Annotated in this window: 12 protein-coding genes; 2 read left to right on the top strand and 10 right to left on the bottom strand. The window is 61.8% G+C overall.

Annotated features, from left to right (window positions below):
- Positions 1 to 15: 15 nt before the first annotated feature.
- The gene (locus I0K07_RS07240; protein WP_203292164.1) at positions 16 to 711 is read right to left on the bottom strand and encodes an SDR family oxidoreductase; all 696 of its coding nucleotides are present in this window, start codon (positions 709 to 711) and stop codon (positions 16 to 18) included.
- A gap of 105 nt (positions 712 to 816) precedes the next feature.
- Positions 817 to 1632 (bottom strand): squalene/phytoene synthase family protein, encoded by an 816-nt coding sequence (locus tag I0K07_RS07235; protein WP_203292163.1) that lies wholly within the window; start codon positions 1630 to 1632, stop codon positions 817 to 819.
- Between the two features lie 107 nt (positions 1633 to 1739).
- On the opposite strand from I0K07_RS07235, the gene I0K07_RS07230 reads away from it, so the two are divergent.
- Both I0K07_RS07230 and I0K07_RS07225 read left to right on the top strand, forming a co-directional pair.
- Positions 1740 to 2342, top strand: a complete 603-nt coding sequence (locus I0K07_RS07230) for a superoxide dismutase (RefSeq protein ID WP_203292162.1) — start codon at positions 1740 to 1742, stop codon at positions 2340 to 2342.
- 102 nt (positions 2343 to 2444) lie between these two features.
- Positions 2445 to 3716: a serine hydrolase domain-containing protein gene (locus I0K07_RS07225; protein WP_203292161.1), complete on the top strand. Its 1272-nt coding sequence runs from the start codon at positions 2445 to 2447 to the stop codon at positions 3714 to 3716.
- Between the two features lie 191 nt (positions 3717 to 3907).
- Here I0K07_RS07225 and secF read toward each other — a convergent pair whose 3' ends face one another.
- From secF to I0K07_RS07185, 8 genes are all read right to left on the bottom strand, one after another.
- Positions 3908 to 4855 carry a protein translocase subunit SecF gene (gene secF, locus I0K07_RS07220; RefSeq protein ID WP_203292160.1) on the bottom strand — a complete coding sequence of 316 codons (948 nt, stop codon included), beginning with the start codon at positions 4853 to 4855 and terminating at the stop codon, positions 3908 to 3910.
- Positions 4856 to 4867: 12 nt separating this feature from the next.
- The gene (secD, locus tag I0K07_RS07215) at positions 4868 to 6520 is read right to left on the bottom strand and encodes a protein translocase subunit SecD (protein WP_203292159.1); all 1653 of its coding nucleotides are present in this window, start codon (positions 6518 to 6520) and stop codon (positions 4868 to 4870) included.
- Between the two features lie 38 nt (positions 6521 to 6558).
- Positions 6559 to 6861, bottom strand: coding sequence for a preprotein translocase subunit YajC (gene yajC, locus I0K07_RS07210; RefSeq protein WP_203292158.1), 303 nt, complete (start codon positions 6859 to 6861; stop codon positions 6559 to 6561).
- A gap of 133 nt (positions 6862 to 6994) precedes the next feature.
- Complete coding sequence (locus tag I0K07_RS07205; RefSeq protein WP_203292157.1) at positions 6995 to 7918, bottom strand: M23 family metallopeptidase; 924 nt, start codon at positions 7916 to 7918, stop codon at positions 6995 to 6997.
- Between the two features lie 131 nt (positions 7919 to 8049).
- Entirely contained in the window at positions 8050 to 8427 is a 378-nt protein-coding gene (locus I0K07_RS07200) for a hypothetical protein (protein WP_203292156.1), read from the bottom strand.
- Between the two features lie 77 nt (positions 8428 to 8504).
- Positions 8505 to 9146: a protein-L-isoaspartate(D-aspartate) O-methyltransferase gene (locus I0K07_RS07195; protein WP_203292155.1), complete on the bottom strand. Its 642-nt coding sequence runs from the start codon at positions 9144 to 9146 to the stop codon at positions 8505 to 8507.
- Positions 9147 to 9161: 15 nt separating this feature from the next.
- Positions 9162 to 9956, bottom strand: coding sequence for a 5'/3'-nucleotidase SurE (surE, locus tag I0K07_RS07190; RefSeq protein WP_203292154.1), 795 nt, complete (start codon positions 9954 to 9956; stop codon positions 9162 to 9164).
- Between the two features lie 136 nt (positions 9957 to 10092).
- A complete protein-coding gene (locus I0K07_RS07185) occupies positions 10093 to 15834 on the bottom strand; it encodes a VCBS domain-containing protein (protein WP_203292153.1) in 5742 nt (1913 codons plus the stop codon).
- Between the last annotated feature and the right edge of the window lie 92 nt (positions 15835 to 15926).

Genomic DNA, 15926 nt, shown 5'->3' with positions numbered 1-15926 from the left:
CCATCCGCCTGATCCCTACCAGGGCAGGTCCTGGCCGGAGACGTGGAAGAAGCGGCCGGACATGGCCGGCTGTTTGTAGGCGCGCGCGATCAGGTCGAGCTGGCCTTCCACGCTTTCGGTGACGGTGAGCTGGCCGTTCGGGCCGCCCATATCGGTGCGCACCCAGCCCGGATGCAGGATGATCACGACAATGCCCTTGTCCTTGAGATCCAGGCTGAGGGATTTGCCCATCGCGTTGAGCGCGGCCTTGGAACCGCGATAGCCATAGCCATGGCCGCTATCATTGTCGGCGATCGAACCCATGCGGGAGGATTGCAAGGCGATGACCTTCATCTCCGAGGCGGCGACCTGATCGGCAAAGGCTTCGGCCAGAGCGATCGGGGCGATGGCGTTCACGGTGAATTCGGTCTGCATGTCCGCATTGGCGGCGCTGCCGAAACTGCGCGTGGAGCTGGCCGCCATGCCGGCATTGGCGAAAAGCAGGTCGATCGGCGTGGTCACCGTCTTGGCCAGTTTGGCGGGGCTGGAAAGATCGGTGGCGTCATAGGCGACAATGTCCAGCTTGCCCTCGCCCACCGGCAGGGCTTTCAGGGCATCCGCGGCATCGGGATTGCGGACAGCCGCCGTGACATGCCAGCCGCGCTCGAGCAATTGGCGGGTGTGTTCCAGGCCAAGGCCGCGATTGGCTCCGGTGATGAGCGCGTGATGCATGTCCAACTCTCCCGTGGATCGTCTGTCGTGTCATTGAGTCTTTGAAGACGCCCGTGATGGCGCAGTCTGCGTCGTCCTGCAACTCTATCCGTGCAGGCGCAAAAGTCACCGCCCCGTCAGCGACAACCAGGTCAGCCGCATCTGGCGCGCCAGGAGCGGCCGGTCCGGCGCAATGGCATAGGGGCTTTCGGGCAGATGCTTGAAATAGGCCGGTGCCAGGACGGCATAGCCCAGCGCCGGCACGGCCTCTGCTGGCAGGGCACCGCCAGCCCGCAGGCCCGCGATCGCGGAACGGGCGGCGTCACGGACCGGTTCCAGCGCGTCCCGAACCTTTGCTTCTCCCAGCCCCTGGGCCAGCATGGCCGGCGTCGCGCCGACAGCGCCCAACGCATCTCCGCCCACCGGCGCCCGTCCTATGCGGGCACGGTGCGGGAAGGCGCGCAGCAGACCTGTCAGCCCCCAGGCCCGGCCGGCAGCGTTGAGGTGATCAGCCGACATGTCCGCTCCGGCGATCCGGACCGCAAGACGGGCCAGTCGGCTGGCTGTGGCATCGACATAGTCGATGACATCGTCGAGCGTGGCGAAGGGGCGGGCCGAGATGTCATCAAACCGCGCCTCGATCAGTCCCTGGAACTCCGCTTCGGGGATGATATCCGTCAGCGGGGCGAGGCCTTCGGTGACGGCATGGCGTCGAACTTTCGGGCTGTCCGCATAGAGATCGCTGACGGCATCGCGCCACCAGGTCAGCTTCATCTCGCCGATCATGCTCTCCGACGTCGCCTCGGCAATCTTGCCGAGCTCGTGATTGAAGGCATAGAGCGCAAACAGGCGGTCACGCACCTCCGGCGTGGCGAACAAGGCCGCGAGGCGGCGGTCCGGGTCTGCTTTTTGAAGCAGAATGTCGAAATCTTCGTCTTGCATGTGCCTAACCGGTGGACATGGGACCTGCCCACACCATATGTCGGACAACAGAAGAATGCCCGTAAGGGTTCATCCACATCCCACCATCAGCCCATTGAGAGGTTTCCATGGCTTTCACTCTGCCCGATCTTCCCTACGCCAAAGACGCGCTTGCCCCTCATATCTCGTCTGAGACGCTGGATTTCCACCACGGGAAACACCACAACGCCTATGTGAACAATCTCAACGGCATGGTTGAGGGCACGGACCTGGCGTCGAAATCGCTGGAAGACGTCATCTGCGAGACCGCCGGTGTCGCCGACAAGGCCGGCGTGTTCAACAATGCCGCCCAGATCTGGAACCATACCTTCTACTGGCAATCCATGCGCCCGAATGGCGGCGGTGCCCCGACCGGCCCGCTGGCCGAGATGATCGACCGTGACTTCGGTTCTCTGGACGGTTTCAAGGATGCCTTCGCCAAGGCGGGTGCCACGCAGTTCGGTTCCGGCTGGGCCTGGCTGGTGGTCAAGGACGGCAAGCTGGAAGTGCGCAAGACGCTGAACGCCGAAACGCCGCTGACCGAAGCCGGCGTGACGCCGCTGCTGACGATGGATGTGTGGGAACACGCCTATTATCTGGACTTCCAGAACCGTCGTCCGGACTACATCTCCACCTTCCTGGACCACTTAATCAACTGGGAATTCGCAGCCGAGAACCTGGCTGCCGCCTGATCACGTGAATTTGGGCTCGCCCACGCGAATTTGGGGTCGCCAACAAGGCGGCCCCGCCCTACCCTTCTCCCCGGTCGATAAAAACAATCGGGGGAGACTCCCATGCTCATCCGCAGCCTCGCGGCCGCGGCGCTCCTGACGAGCGTCAGCCCGCTTCCCGTCCTCGCGCAGGACATGCACCCGGTCGAGGATCCGCGCGCCCTGGGCTTTGACCCGGCCGGCCTGGACGCGATCGACGCCCGCATCGAAGACCTCTCAGCCGCCCATGCCCGTCCGGGCTATGCTGTGATCATCACGCGCGGCGAGCAGGTGGCCTATGTCGCCGAGGCCGGCACCGCCAATTTCGAAACCGGTGAAGCCTTCACCATCGATACGCCGGTACGGATCGCGTCCATGACCAAGCCGGTGACCGCCGTCGCCATCATGCAACTGGTCGAGGACGGGCTGGTGCAACTCGATGCACCCGTGAGCCAGTATCTGCCTGCGTTCGCGGATGTCCAAGTAGCCCTCAGCCCGATGGCCGGACCGGACGGTGTCATTGCCACGCGCGCGCCGGACACCGAGATGACGGTGGAGCACCTGCTCACCCATACAGCCGGTCTGGGCTATCTGTTCGAGGCTGAAACCGATCTGGGCCAGCTCTACCTCGATAACTCGCTGTATGACGGTGAAGGCGATCTGATGGCCCGTATGGAGCAGCTGGCCGATCTCCCCCTCTACACGGACCCTGGCGAGACCTGGATCTATTCCTATTCGATCGACGTCCTGGGCGCGATCGTGCAGGCCGCGTCAGGCATGCCGTTCGAGGACTATCTGGAGACGGAAATCTTCACGCCACTCGGCATGGATTCCACCGGCTTCTTCTTCGACGATGTCGATTTCACCGAGGACGAGCTCGCACCGCTTTACGTCCATGACGAAGCTGGCGAGCTGGTCCTGGTGCCCGAAAGCCCGTTTCCCGACTGGCCGTCCGGTGGGGGCGGCCTGGTCTCGACGGCCACGGATTACGCCCAATTCGCCATGATGCTGGCCAATGGCGGCACGCTGGGCGATGTGCAGATCCTGCAGCCGGACACTGCCGCCCTGATGATGAGCCCGCACACCACACCGGAACAATTGGGCGAGCGCTGGGAAGCGCGCCGTTTTGCCTATGCCGGTGATGTTGTCATTCCACCCGCGGACGGCGAAACCGCGCGCGGCATTCCCGGGGACTATTCCTGGGGTGGCCTGTTCGACACGGACTTCTTCGTAAGCCCGGCTACGCGCGTGGCCGTCATCACGACGACGCAGATCCAGCCTGGCCCCCACCGTCCGGAACCCCGGACAAGCGCGCAGATTCGCCCCCTCGCCTATCAGGCGATGGCGTTCGACTGAGTTGCCTGAAACTTTCTGCGGCAGGCGCGACGGAATGGGTCCGCCCGCACGTGGAATGGGGGCAGACGGGACCCCTCCCTGTTCACGGCCCGTCTCGCACATGTCCCCCCTGACATGTCGCAGGGCCCGCCGAAGCAGCGGGCCCTGCACTTGTTTCAGGGGAATGTCGCAAAGCGCCCGAAGGCGCAGGATCAGGCGCCCGACTGGGTGCCCTCACGCTGTACATTCGTGAAGAGAAGCAGCGGTGCCGCGACAAAGATCGAGGAATAGGTCCCGATCAGCACACCCCAGATCATCGCGAAGGCGAAGCCTTGCAGCGAGGCCCCACCGATCAGGTAGAGCGAGATCAGGGCGACCAGCGTGGTGGCAGAGGTCAGGATGGTGCGCGACAGCGTGTCATTGATCGACAGGTTGAGCACATCCGCCAGCGGCATTTTCTTGTACTTGCGGAGGTTCTCACGGATGCGGTCATAGACGACGACGGTGTCGTTCATCGAGTAGCCGACGATCGTCAGAATGGCGGCCACGGTTGCCAGGTCGAACGTCATCTGCGTGACCGAGAACATGCCCACCGTCGCGATGACGTCGTGGATCAGCGCCACGATGGCGCCCACCGAATACTGCCATTCGAAGCGGAACCAGATGTAGATGAGCATCAGGAAGAGCGCGACGCCAATGGCGGTGAAGCCGGTGAAGATGAGTTCACGCGAAACCGCGCCACCGATCACGGTCGTCCCGCGCAGTTCCAGACCCTCTACCGAGGCCAGAGCCTCCTGAAGCGCTTGCCGGGCCGTCTGGTTAGCCTGCTCACCTTCCATGCCCTCACCCGGCTGCAGCGGCAGCGAAACGAGGAAGGTCTGGCGCTCAGGGTCCGAATTGCCGGCGCCCTGTACCCGCGGATCGCCGAGGTCCAGCGAGGTTGCGAGGGTACGCAGGTCTTCGGTGGTCGTGTTATTGCTGGTCTCCACCTCGGCCTGGATACCGCCGCGGAAGTCGATGCCGAAATTGATCCCGACATTGGCAAATTCAAACAGCGAGAACAGCAGGACAAGGGCCGACAGACCCAGGGCCATGAACCGGACACGGATGAACGGGACCTTGGCCGTCGTCGGCAGGAGATTGATGAGTGCGAGCTTCATGATCCGGCCCCCTTAGATCGGCAGCTGTTTCGGCTTGAAGCCGCGCAGCCAGAGCACGGCGAGAAGACGGGAGAAGACAAAGGCCGTGAAGACCGAGGTGATGATGCCGATGCCCAGGGTCACGGCGAAGCCGCGGACCGGGCCGGCGCCCAGAAGATAGAGCACGGCGGCGGCGATGAAGGTGGTCACATTGGCGTCGAGAATGGCGGCCAGGGCCCGTTCATAACCGGCCTGGATGGCATTCGCCGGTGTTCGCCCGTTCAAACTCTCCTCGCGGATACGTTCGAAGATGAGCACATTGGCGTCGACGGCCATACCGATGGTGAGGATGATGCCCGCAATGCCCGGCAGGGTCAGCGTCATGCCGAGGCCGGACAAGCCGCCCAGGATCAGGACCACATTGACCAGGAGTGCGGCAACGGAGAATGCACCGAACACGCCATAGGCCGCCAGCATGAAGACGATCACCAGCGCAAAGCCGATGATGATGGCCAGCTTGCCGCTTTCGATCTGGTCATGGCCGAGGCTCGGCGTCACCGTGTATTGGACGACCGGCGTCAGCGTGGCCGGCAGCGCCCCCGCATTGAGCAGGATGACCAGCTGGGACGCCGTCTCATAGGTGTAGCCGCCCCCAATAACGCCCGATCCGCCCAGGATCGGCTCATTGATGCGCGGCGCCGAAATGATCTCGCCGTCGAGCACGATGGCGAACTGGCGGCCGCGATTATTGGCTGTCACATCCCCGAAGACGAGCGCGCCCTGGGTGTCAAAGCGGAATCCGACGACCGGTCCGGAATAGCTCGGATGGGTAGTGACGTTGGAATTGGTCAGGTTCTCACCCGTCAGCAATTGGCGCGTTTCCACGGCGAGGTACTGGACAGGCTGAGTGTTGGCGACCGGGTAGATCGTGCGCCCCGGCGGCGTGCGGGCCTGACCGTTGGGGCCCGGATCGATCGTGCTGTCGACCATGTGGAAGCTGAGCGCCGCCTGCGTACCGACCAGGTCGATGATTTCCTGCGGATCTTCCGCGCCCGGCACCTGGACCAGGACCCGGTCTTCGCCGGAACGGGCGATCGTCGGGTCCGTCGTGCCCAGACCATCGATCCGGCGACGGATCACGGTGATGGCCTGGCTGAGCGTGCGGTTCTTGATGGCGGCGAACTGCTCGTCCGTCACCGTAATGCGGATCGCACCGGGATCATTCGGATCGGCCGCCATGCGGTACATCTGGGCCAGGCTGGGACCGCCGAATTCCGTCGTCACCGGCCCGTTCAACGTCTGCAGCTGTTCCAGTGCCTGGTCGCGCTGTTCCGGACGGATCATCAGGACGACGACTTCATCGCCGATCACCGAGACCGAACGCGGCAGCAATTGCTCATTGCGCAGGGTCTGGCGGCTGTCGGCGGCGAGGCCTTCCAGCTGGGCCGTGCGGACCTCGTCCATGTCGACTTCAAAGACGATGTGCGAACCGCCCTGAAGGTCGAGGCCGAGATTGATCGTGCGGCTGGGCAACCAGCGCCAGATACCGCGCGCCTCGCGGCTGCCATCGATATCGCTGATCGTGTAGCGCTCTTCTTCCGGCACCATGTTGGGCACGGTGTAGAGAATGCCCAACAGGACAACAAGGATGATGGAGAGAAGTTTCCAGCGCCCGAAATACAGCATGGCAGCGCGGCCTTTTCAGTTGGTCGTCGAGAAGTGGATCAGTCGTCCTTGGCGTCATTCGCCGGCTTGGGCTCGGTCCGGCCCTTCACCGAGGCGATCGTCTGGCGGACCACGCGAACCTTCACGCCTTCAGACAGCTCAACCGTCACTTCTTCGTCGGCCACTTTGGCGACCTTGCCGATCAGACCACCCTGAGTGATCACTTCATCGCCGCGCTTGAGGCCTTCCACCATTTCCTTGTGTTCCTTCATCCGCTTTTGCTGCGGACGGATCATCAGGAAATAGAGCACGCCGAACATAAGGACGAGCATGAGGACCTGAGGGCCGAAAAAAGCTTCCATGACAGTCTAATCCCACGATGGCTGGGCCAACCCACGCGCAAAGGCGCGGCCGACCGAAAAAGAAAGTGCGCGGGACTATATCGGGGTCACCCTGTCATGCAACAAGGCCTGGCTGTTGGAAACCTGCAGGCGATCAGCGCAGATAGCTCATCGGATCGACCGGATTGACGCCATTGCGGATCTCGAAATGGACCTGCGGCCGGTCCACCGAGCCGGTATCGCCTGCCTCGGCGATGATCTGGCCCTGACTGACCTGATCGCCTTCACGCACCAGAAGGCGCGAATTATGGGCATAGGCCGTCACGAAACCACCTGAATGGCGCAGCAGAACGAGCTGGCCATAGCCGGCCAGTTCAGACCCGGCATAGACGACCTGACCCGCTGCAGCGGCACGGACACTGTCGCCTGTGCGTGCTTCGATATTGATGCCATCATTGCGGCCGCCATCCGGCTTGCGGCCAAAGCTCGACAGGACAGAGCCGCGGATCGGCCAGTCAAAGCCCGGCGCTCCGGCCTGGGCCGGCGGCGGACGGTTCTCGCGGGCCGGCGGACGGGCCGTCGAGGCTGATCCGGCGCGGTTGTCGCGGCTTGCCAGATTGACCACGGTCGCCCCCTGCGGCAGGCGGATCTGCTGACCGACTTCCAGGCTGTAGGGCGGGCGGATGCCATTATGGGCGGCCAATTGCTGGAACGGCACATCATAGCGAAGGCCGATCCGGTAGAGATTCTCGCCACGCTGGACGACATGCACCGCCGGCCGCGGCATGGACAGGACCTGACCGACATTCAGGGCATAGGGACGATAGAGCGAATTGGCGCTGGCCAGAGCTTCCATCTCGACACCACACCTCACGGCGATTTCCGACAGCGTGTCGCCGCGGCGCACCGTGTAGGCATTGCCGCATTCAACACGACTGATCCGCGATGAGGCGGACGGGCCGGAGCTGCTACCCGGATAGCGGTTTTCCACCCGGGCCGGCTCGCGCGGGGTCGACGCACAGGCCGCGAGGCCGGCGCTGAGGACCGCGACAAGGCAGATCAGGTTTGCAACACGCATGACGAATGAACGCTCCGAAGCCAGATTGCCTGACATACAGCCATGGCAAGGCTTAACCGGCGGTTATCCATGACGCGCAAGGACCACAAAACACGCTTTTAGATTATGCATGCCTCAAGGGGCGTTCCGGTTCAGGCGGAATCCAGTTGCGCGAGACACCAAGCGTAGGCCTTATCCCGGTCGTCAAAGCGCTGATACTTAACGTCCCACTCGCGGACATACTCCATCAGCAGGTTTTCCAGAGCCTCATTGTGGCCGGGAGGCGGGAGATAGGCGACGGGCAATCCGGACAGGACTTCCAGCCCGTCATTCCAGATTTCCCGCAGCAGGCTGAATGGCGGATTGTCACTGATGGCGCGGGCATCGACAATTATGGCGTCCAGACGCCCTGCCGCCCGCAAATCTCCGATCCGGAGATGCAGGGTGGAGTGTCCCAGCCGACTGATCTGTCCTTCGAGCTCCTGGATCCAGATTCGCGGATCCGGGCTCTCCACCAGTTTCGTGCCCATGCTCATTTCTAGCACAGTCCCATTATAACGGGAGGACTAACTTCTAACGCGAAATCAAAGCCTTGAAGGTCGCGCAATCAGAGCGCGCGGGCTTCACCCTTTACCAGCGGCACGAAGCGGACATCCATGATGTCGCTCTCCTCGATGTCGTCGCCATGACGGACATAGCGAACCAGAACCTGTTTGGTCCCGCGGTCGACCGGTGCCACGGCGATGCCGCCATCCTTGAGCTGTTCTAGGATCAGGTCGGGGCGCTCGGGCGCTGACGCGGTGAGAATGATCCGGTCAAACGGTGCCTGTTCTGTCCAACCCAGCGTGCCATCGCCGATCTTGGTCACGATATTGGTCAGGCGAAGCGCCTCGAAACGGGCCTCCGCCTCACGGGAGAGCGTGCGATAGCGCTCCACCGAATAGACCCGGCGCGCCAGCCGCGCGAGCACAGCAGCCTGGTATCCCGACCCGGTACCAATCTCCAACACCTTGCAGCGATCATCCAGTTTCAGAGCCTGGGTCATCAGGGCCACGATGAGCGGCTGGGATATGGTCTGACCGCAATCGATCGGCAGGGCCCGGTCATCATAGGCCTGATCCCCGAAACGCTGCGGCACAAAGAGATGGCGTGGCGTGCGCTCCAGTGCACCCATGACCTTGGCATCGGTCACACCACCGCCCCGTAGGCTCATCACCAGCTGGATCATGCGCGGATCGGGGAGTTGCATGTCCGTTGCCCTGCCTCAGCTCTTGGGCGGCACGCCGCCCAGCATTTTCTTCAGATTGCCCAAGGTCTCGCCATGGGTCAGGTCCATGTGGAGCGGCGTGACGGAAATCTTGCCGTCATAGATCGCCTTCAGGTCCACACCCTCGGGGGGATTTGACAGGATACCCTTGAAGGCAAGCCAGTAATAATCCATGCCGCGCGGATCGGTACGGTGTTCGGCGTGCAGGATGTGCTGGTCACGGCGGCCCTGGCGGGTGACCTCAACCTCGGTGACATCTTCCGGCTTGCGGTCCGGGAAATTGATATTGATCAGGACATCGTCCGGCCATTTCAGATCGAACAGGCGGCGCAGGATCGGTGCGCCATAGAGCTCGGCGGTTTCCCACTCGATCGGATCATCCTTCTTGAAGCCATAGGCCTGGGACAGGGCGACGGACGGAATGCCCAGCTGCATGCCCTGCATGGCACCGGCAACCGTGCCGGAGAAGGTGACATCCTCGGCGATATTCTGGCCGCGATTGACGCCGGACAGGACAAGGTCGGGCTGCTTGCCCGGGATGATGTCCTGCACACCCATCAGCACGCAGTCGGTCGGCGTGCCGGAGACGGAGAATTTCTGGTCGCCCCATTTGCGCACGCGCAGCGGGGAATGGAGGGTCAGGGACCGGCCGGCTCCGGATTGTTCCTCGGCCGGGGCGACAATCCAGACATCGTCTGAAAGATCCCGCGCGATCTTCTCCAGCACTTTCAGGCCGTGGGCCCGGATGCCGTCATCATTGGTCAGAAGAATTCGCGGATTGTCGGGGATCATGGGATTTCGTCCTTGGCATCAGTCAATGCACGCTTCTAGACGATTTGCCCCGACCTGCCAGCCCACAAGTCTGTCAACAACAGGAAAGAGCCAGGCGGCTGGGCGGCCGCCTGGCTCATGATCCACAGAGTTCGAGCTACCAGCCTTCCGGCGTATCAATGGAAGGCGGCAGGAAGATCTCGACCTCGAATGGATCAAAACTTGAATCCGGCCAGATGCCGGTACCGGGGGACGTGATCCCGTCATTCGGAATCACGCCCCCGGTCGCAATCCCGGTCCCCCCCTGTGACAGGGATTGCAATCCGGTCAGGCCGTCAAAGGCCTGCGTATCGATGGCGCTGTCCCAGCCCATTGCCGACACATCCGATGCGCCGATCTGTCCGGGAAGACTGAAATCATCCGACAGGTTCACCAGACCCGGCTCCTGGGATGAGCCGGTGGTCTTGCTGACCGTCCCGGTTTCAGCATCCGGCATGGGCAGGCTGGTGAAAGCGATCGCCTCGGCAGCGCCGCTGGCTGCACCTTCATCCTGGATGATGATGCTGGCCGACGCCGGAGTGGACGGTCCGGAAACCTCCACAGACCAGCCATCAATGGAGGAATTGCCGACTCGGCTGTCCACAAAGTCCAGACTGTCAAAGGTGAAACTGACCGTGAGCGGACCGTCCGCCGTGTCGACCGTGCCGGACCAGCTCACCTGGGCATCGGTGATGGAGTCCAGATACCGCGCCCAGTCGCCGTTTTGGACATAGCCCCCAGTATAGCCCGATAGGTCGAACTCACTCGGATCGACGACGCTGGCGACACCATCGACATAGGTCGTGGCCATGATGTTGTAGTCGGCATTATTGCCATTGAGGTGGAAGACCACGCCATTGGACGGCAAGCCGGCCGGCGCAGACAAGGTGGCGGATGTGCGCACTTCGCTGAACACCTGGCCGGTGTCGAAATCGACCACGAACCACATGCCGGCATTGCCGATCTGGTGCGTGGCCTCAGACCCGCCCGTGATGACGGTGTCCGCATGGGCGACACCGTATTCCACCGTGAGGGTTTCAGTGGCGCCTGCTGCGATATCGCCGAACTGGGCCGGGTCGACAACCAGTTCGCCCGTGAAGGCATCCACGGTGAAGTCGACCGGATCGCCGCTTTCCGTGGTCACCGACACGCCGGTGACCGCCATGGCATCGCCCTCGGGGTCGCTGGCATTCCCGAACAAGTCCAGCACAACCGGTGCCGCATTCTCCGCCACTGTCACCGAGACAGGCGCGGATACAGTCGGCAGATCATTGCTGCCGAAGATCATGATGTTGAACTGGGACGTGCTGGTGGTGAGACCGTCGCTCAGCTCCACATCGAAGGTCAAACGGACACTCGCCCCGTCATCGAGATAATCGAACACACTGGCATCCGCATCAAAGGACCAGCTGAGTACGCCATCGGACGCCTCCAGCGTCAGCATGGAGGCGAGGTCGACACCCGCCAGACCCGTTGACTGCCCCTGCAGACGGACCTGGCTGACAGTCGCTGTGTGCGTGTCATTTCCGTCCTGGTCCGAATAGGACAGCGTGCCGCTCTCACTCAAAACGGCCGCATCATTTTCGCCGAAGTTCAGCGAGACACCGTCATAGATGGCAACCGGGTCATTGGCCCCGTCGACCGTGATGGTGACGGTGCGCGGCGTCACACCGCCCTGCCCGTCCGAGACGTCGAAGCTCAGCGTGATGGTCTCGCTATCGCCCTCCGACAGATCGTTGAAGAAGCCCGGATAGAAGGTGATGCTGCCCGTGTCCTCATCGAGGCTGTAGATGGCCGTGCGGTCCGGGTTGGAGAATGTAAGCACCGTATTGCTGATGCTCAGGGCATTCCCGTCCGCATCGCTGGCACCATCAAGCAGATCGACCGAGAAGAAGCCGGCATCCTCCGGCATGTTGACGGCCAGCGCCGGTGCGTCCGGCGCCGTGTTCAGCCCGGTAATGGTGATCTCCACGGGCGCCATCACCGTGTCATGGCCGTCGCTCACCTCGACATCATAGGTCAGGGTCAGAACCTGACCGGTAGAGAGGTAGGCGAACAAGGCAGGATCGGCCGTGAAAGTCCAAGCAACCGACGGACCGGTCTCGCTCGCGTCAAAACTGATCAGGCCCAGCACGTCCGCTGCGGTCAGGTCGCCGACTTCGCCAGCCAGGCTCACGCCGAGCGCCGTGCCCGTATGTTCATCGCTGGCATCGGGATCCCAGATACCGATCACGCCATCGGCGGTCAGATCGCCTGCGGCATCGGTCTCGGCATCGACCTGGAGTTCCGAATTCCACGGCTCGAAATAGGGCGCATCATTCTGGCCCACGACCGTGAAGTGGAATTCACGGGGCAGTACGCCGCCATCAGAATCCACCAGGTTGAAGCTGATGGTCAGGATTTCGGTCTCGCCCTCGGCCAGGTCTTCATACTGGCCATAGGGGAAGGTCACCGTGCCCTGTTCCAGATCGACATTGGCCGTAACGGCGCGATCCGGATTGTCGGTATATGCCGTCACATCCGTGACGATCACGCTGTCGCTGTCCACATCCTGGACGCTGGCCAGAAGGTTCACCCAGAGCGGTTCGCTTTCGCCCAGAGACAAGGTGAAATCGACGAAGGTCGGCAGATCATTTGTACCGGTGATGGTGATGGACACAGTGGTGGTGTCGCTGTCGCGACCGTCCGTCAGCTCGACTTCATAGGTCAGGGTGACGCTTTCGCCTTCCTGCAGATAGTCGAAGATTGTGCTGTCGGCATTGAAGGTCCAGCCCAGTTCCCCATCGACGGCATTATCATCGAGACGCAGTAGCCAGTAGAGACTGCCGGGATTGAGATCGCCGGTCTCGCCGGACAGGGTCAGATTGTTGATCCAGCCATACTGGCTGTCGCTGGCATCGGGATCGTCGAACGCAATACTGCCCGTCGTGGTCAGTGTCGCGGCGTCATTCTCGTCGAATGTGGCGTCGAGCGAGGAGTTCCAGGGCTCGATATAGGGCGCATCATTCTGGCCGATGACGGTAAAGCTGAGAGTTTGCGGCACAACTGCGCCATCACCATCATCCAGATTGAAAGCAATGGTGAGAATTTCAACCTCGCCTGCGGCGAGATCCTCGAACTGGCCGGACGGGATGATGACCGTGCCCTCTTCCGCGTTCACATTCGCCTGGATGGCCCGGTCCGGATTGCTGGAATAGGCGACGACATCAGTCGCGGTGACACTGTCGCTGTCCGGATCTTCCACGCCAGCCAGGAGATTGACCCAGAGCGGCGAGTCCTCGCTCACGTCGGTCGTGAAGGTCTGGAAGGTCGGCGCGTCATTCGTGCCGGTCACCGTGATGGCCACGGTGGTGGAGGTTTCAGACCGCCCGTCCGAAAGGACAACGTCATAGGTGAGCGTCACACTCTCACCGTCCTGCAGATAGTCGAAAAGACCGCCATCCGCCATGAAGGTCCAGCCGAGCTGGCCATCGGTCACTTCATTGTCGAGACGCAGCAGGCCGTAGAGATTGCCGGGGTTGAGGTCGCCGGCATTGCCCGACAGGGTCAGCCCGCTGAACCAGGCATCATGATTGTCATTGGCGTCCGGGTCGTCGAAGGCGATGCTGCCGGCCGTTACCAGGGTGGGCGCATCATTCTCGCCGACCGTCGCCTCGAGCGTGGAGTTCCAGGGCTCAATATAGGGCACATCATTCTGGCCGATGACGGTAAAGCTGAGTTCACGCGGGACGATCCCACCATCGCCATCATCCAGGTTGAATGTGATGGTCAAGACTTCGACTTCGCCTTCGGCAAGGTCCTCGAACTGGCCATAGGGCAGGATGACCGTCCCCGCTTCCAGATCGACATTCACCGTGACATTGCGATCCGGATTGCTGGTGTGAGCCGACACATTCGTGGCCGTGACCGTGTCGCTGTCGACGTCTTCCACGCTGGCCAGAAGATTGACCCAGAGTGTTTCGCTCTCGGTCAGGCTCAGGGTGAAGTCGACGAAGGTCGGCAAATCATTCGTACCCGTGACCACAAAGGTCGCGGTGTTCGGCGTGACGCCACCATGATTGTCACCAACCAGATAGGTGATGGTGACCGTTTCGGTCTCGCCTTCGCGCAGATCAGTAAACTGGTTCAGATCGAGCTGGACGGCATCATAATTATTCGGGTCGAGGCTCCAGATGATCGTCCGGCCAGGGTTGCTGGAAGAGACCGACTGGATTTCCTCGACACCGATCTGGTCGCCATTGTCCGGATCGCTGGCGGTGGCCATGAGATCGACGGAGAACAGGCCCGAATCCTCACTGACACTGCCCGCATCGATCGCCTCGACAATCGGGGCATCATTGCTGCCAGTGATGGTGACCAGAATGTCGCGCGGCACGGAACCGCCATTGCCGTCATTCAGATAGAAGCCGATCGTGAAGGTTTCCGTCTGACCTTCGGCCAGATCGTCGAACTGGCCGGCCGGGAAGGAGATCCGGCCGGTTTCCGGATCGAAATCATAGGCCACGCTCCGATTATTGCTGGACAGGTAGACGTCCAGATGACGCAGGGTGACGGTGTCACCATCGGCATCTTCCACTCCGGCCAGAAGATTGATGTAGAAAGGCTCGTCCTCCGGAATGACCGGAGAAAAGTCGACATAGGTGGGCGCGTCATTGAGACCGATCACGTTGAAGGTCGCTGTCGTCTGCGTCACACCGCCATGATTGTCACCGACGAGATAGGTGATGGTGATCGTCTCGGACTCGCCAGCACCCAGATCATTGAACTGGTCCAGATCCAGCTGGAGCGCGTTCTGATTGTTCGGGTCCAGACCCCAGATGATGGTCCGGTCCGGATTGGTCGATGAGACAGACTGGATTTCCTCGATTCCGAGCACATCGTTCTGGTCGGGATCGGTCGCGTGGGAGACGAGGTCCAGCGAATAGAGGCCGGCATCTTCCGTGGTGGTGCCGGCAAACAGATCGGCAACGACCGGCGCATCATTGGTACCGACAATGGTGAGGGTGACAATGCCATCTGCCGTGTCCGTGCCATCGGTCACGGAGAAAGCGATCTCAACCTCGATCGTCTCGCCTTCGGACAGGTATTCATAGCCGGTGAGCGTGTCAAAGATCAGCGCGCCGGTCTGCGGATCAATATCGATCTGACCTTTGAAGGCCACGGTATCCAGATATGACAGCGTGACGTCGTCGCCGTCGAAATCGAAGGCACTGGCCAGCACATCGACCGTGACCGTGCCGTTTTCCTGGATTTGGGCGGACTGGTCCGCATCAATCATCGGGCCATTATTGCGACCGTCGAGATAAACGGTGGCGTCGTCGAAGGTCAGGATATCAACATCCGCCATGCTGACGGTGCCTTCATCGGTCTGGATGCGATAATAGACGCCATCTTTCACAATGTTGGCATCACGCAAATCGCCGGACATCAGAACCGTGTCCGTTCCGCGTCCGCCGAAAATCACATCATTTCCGCCGCCGCCGATCAGGATATCATCACCGTCATCGCCGACCAGGATGTCGTCCCCGGCCCCGCCATTCAGGATGTCATTGCCCTTGCCGCCATCCAGACGGTCATTCCCGAAACCACCGCGGAGGATGTCATCCCCCCGGCCGCCATAAATCCGGTCATCACCCCCGCCGCCGGACAGGTCATCATCCCCCCAGAACCCCAGCATGAGATCGCGGCCATTGCCGCCCTCGAGGACATCATCACCGCGGGTACCGATATGGACCTGAATCCGGTTGGGATTACCCTGCCCAGGCGCTGCAGCGGCAGCAGCAGGCGCGTTTGACGAATTAGCCGCCTGCGCGGAAAGCGTATCGGCCTGATCGATCTTGTTCTTGGACTTGCCTGGCATGATCCCCTAACGCCGCCTTGGCGACGCCTCCCCCATTTCGTTATTGGCGCGCCATCGGCGCTGAGTGCCAAAACTCACGAAAAACGGGGGGA

This window comes from Maricaulis parjimensis (assembly GCF_016817355.1).
Lineage (GTDB): Bacteria > Pseudomonadota > Alphaproteobacteria > Caulobacterales > Maricaulaceae > Maricaulis > Maricaulis parjimensis.
Note: the sequence above shows the minus strand (reverse complement) of the source record. Positions and strands in the feature narration are given on the sequence as shown.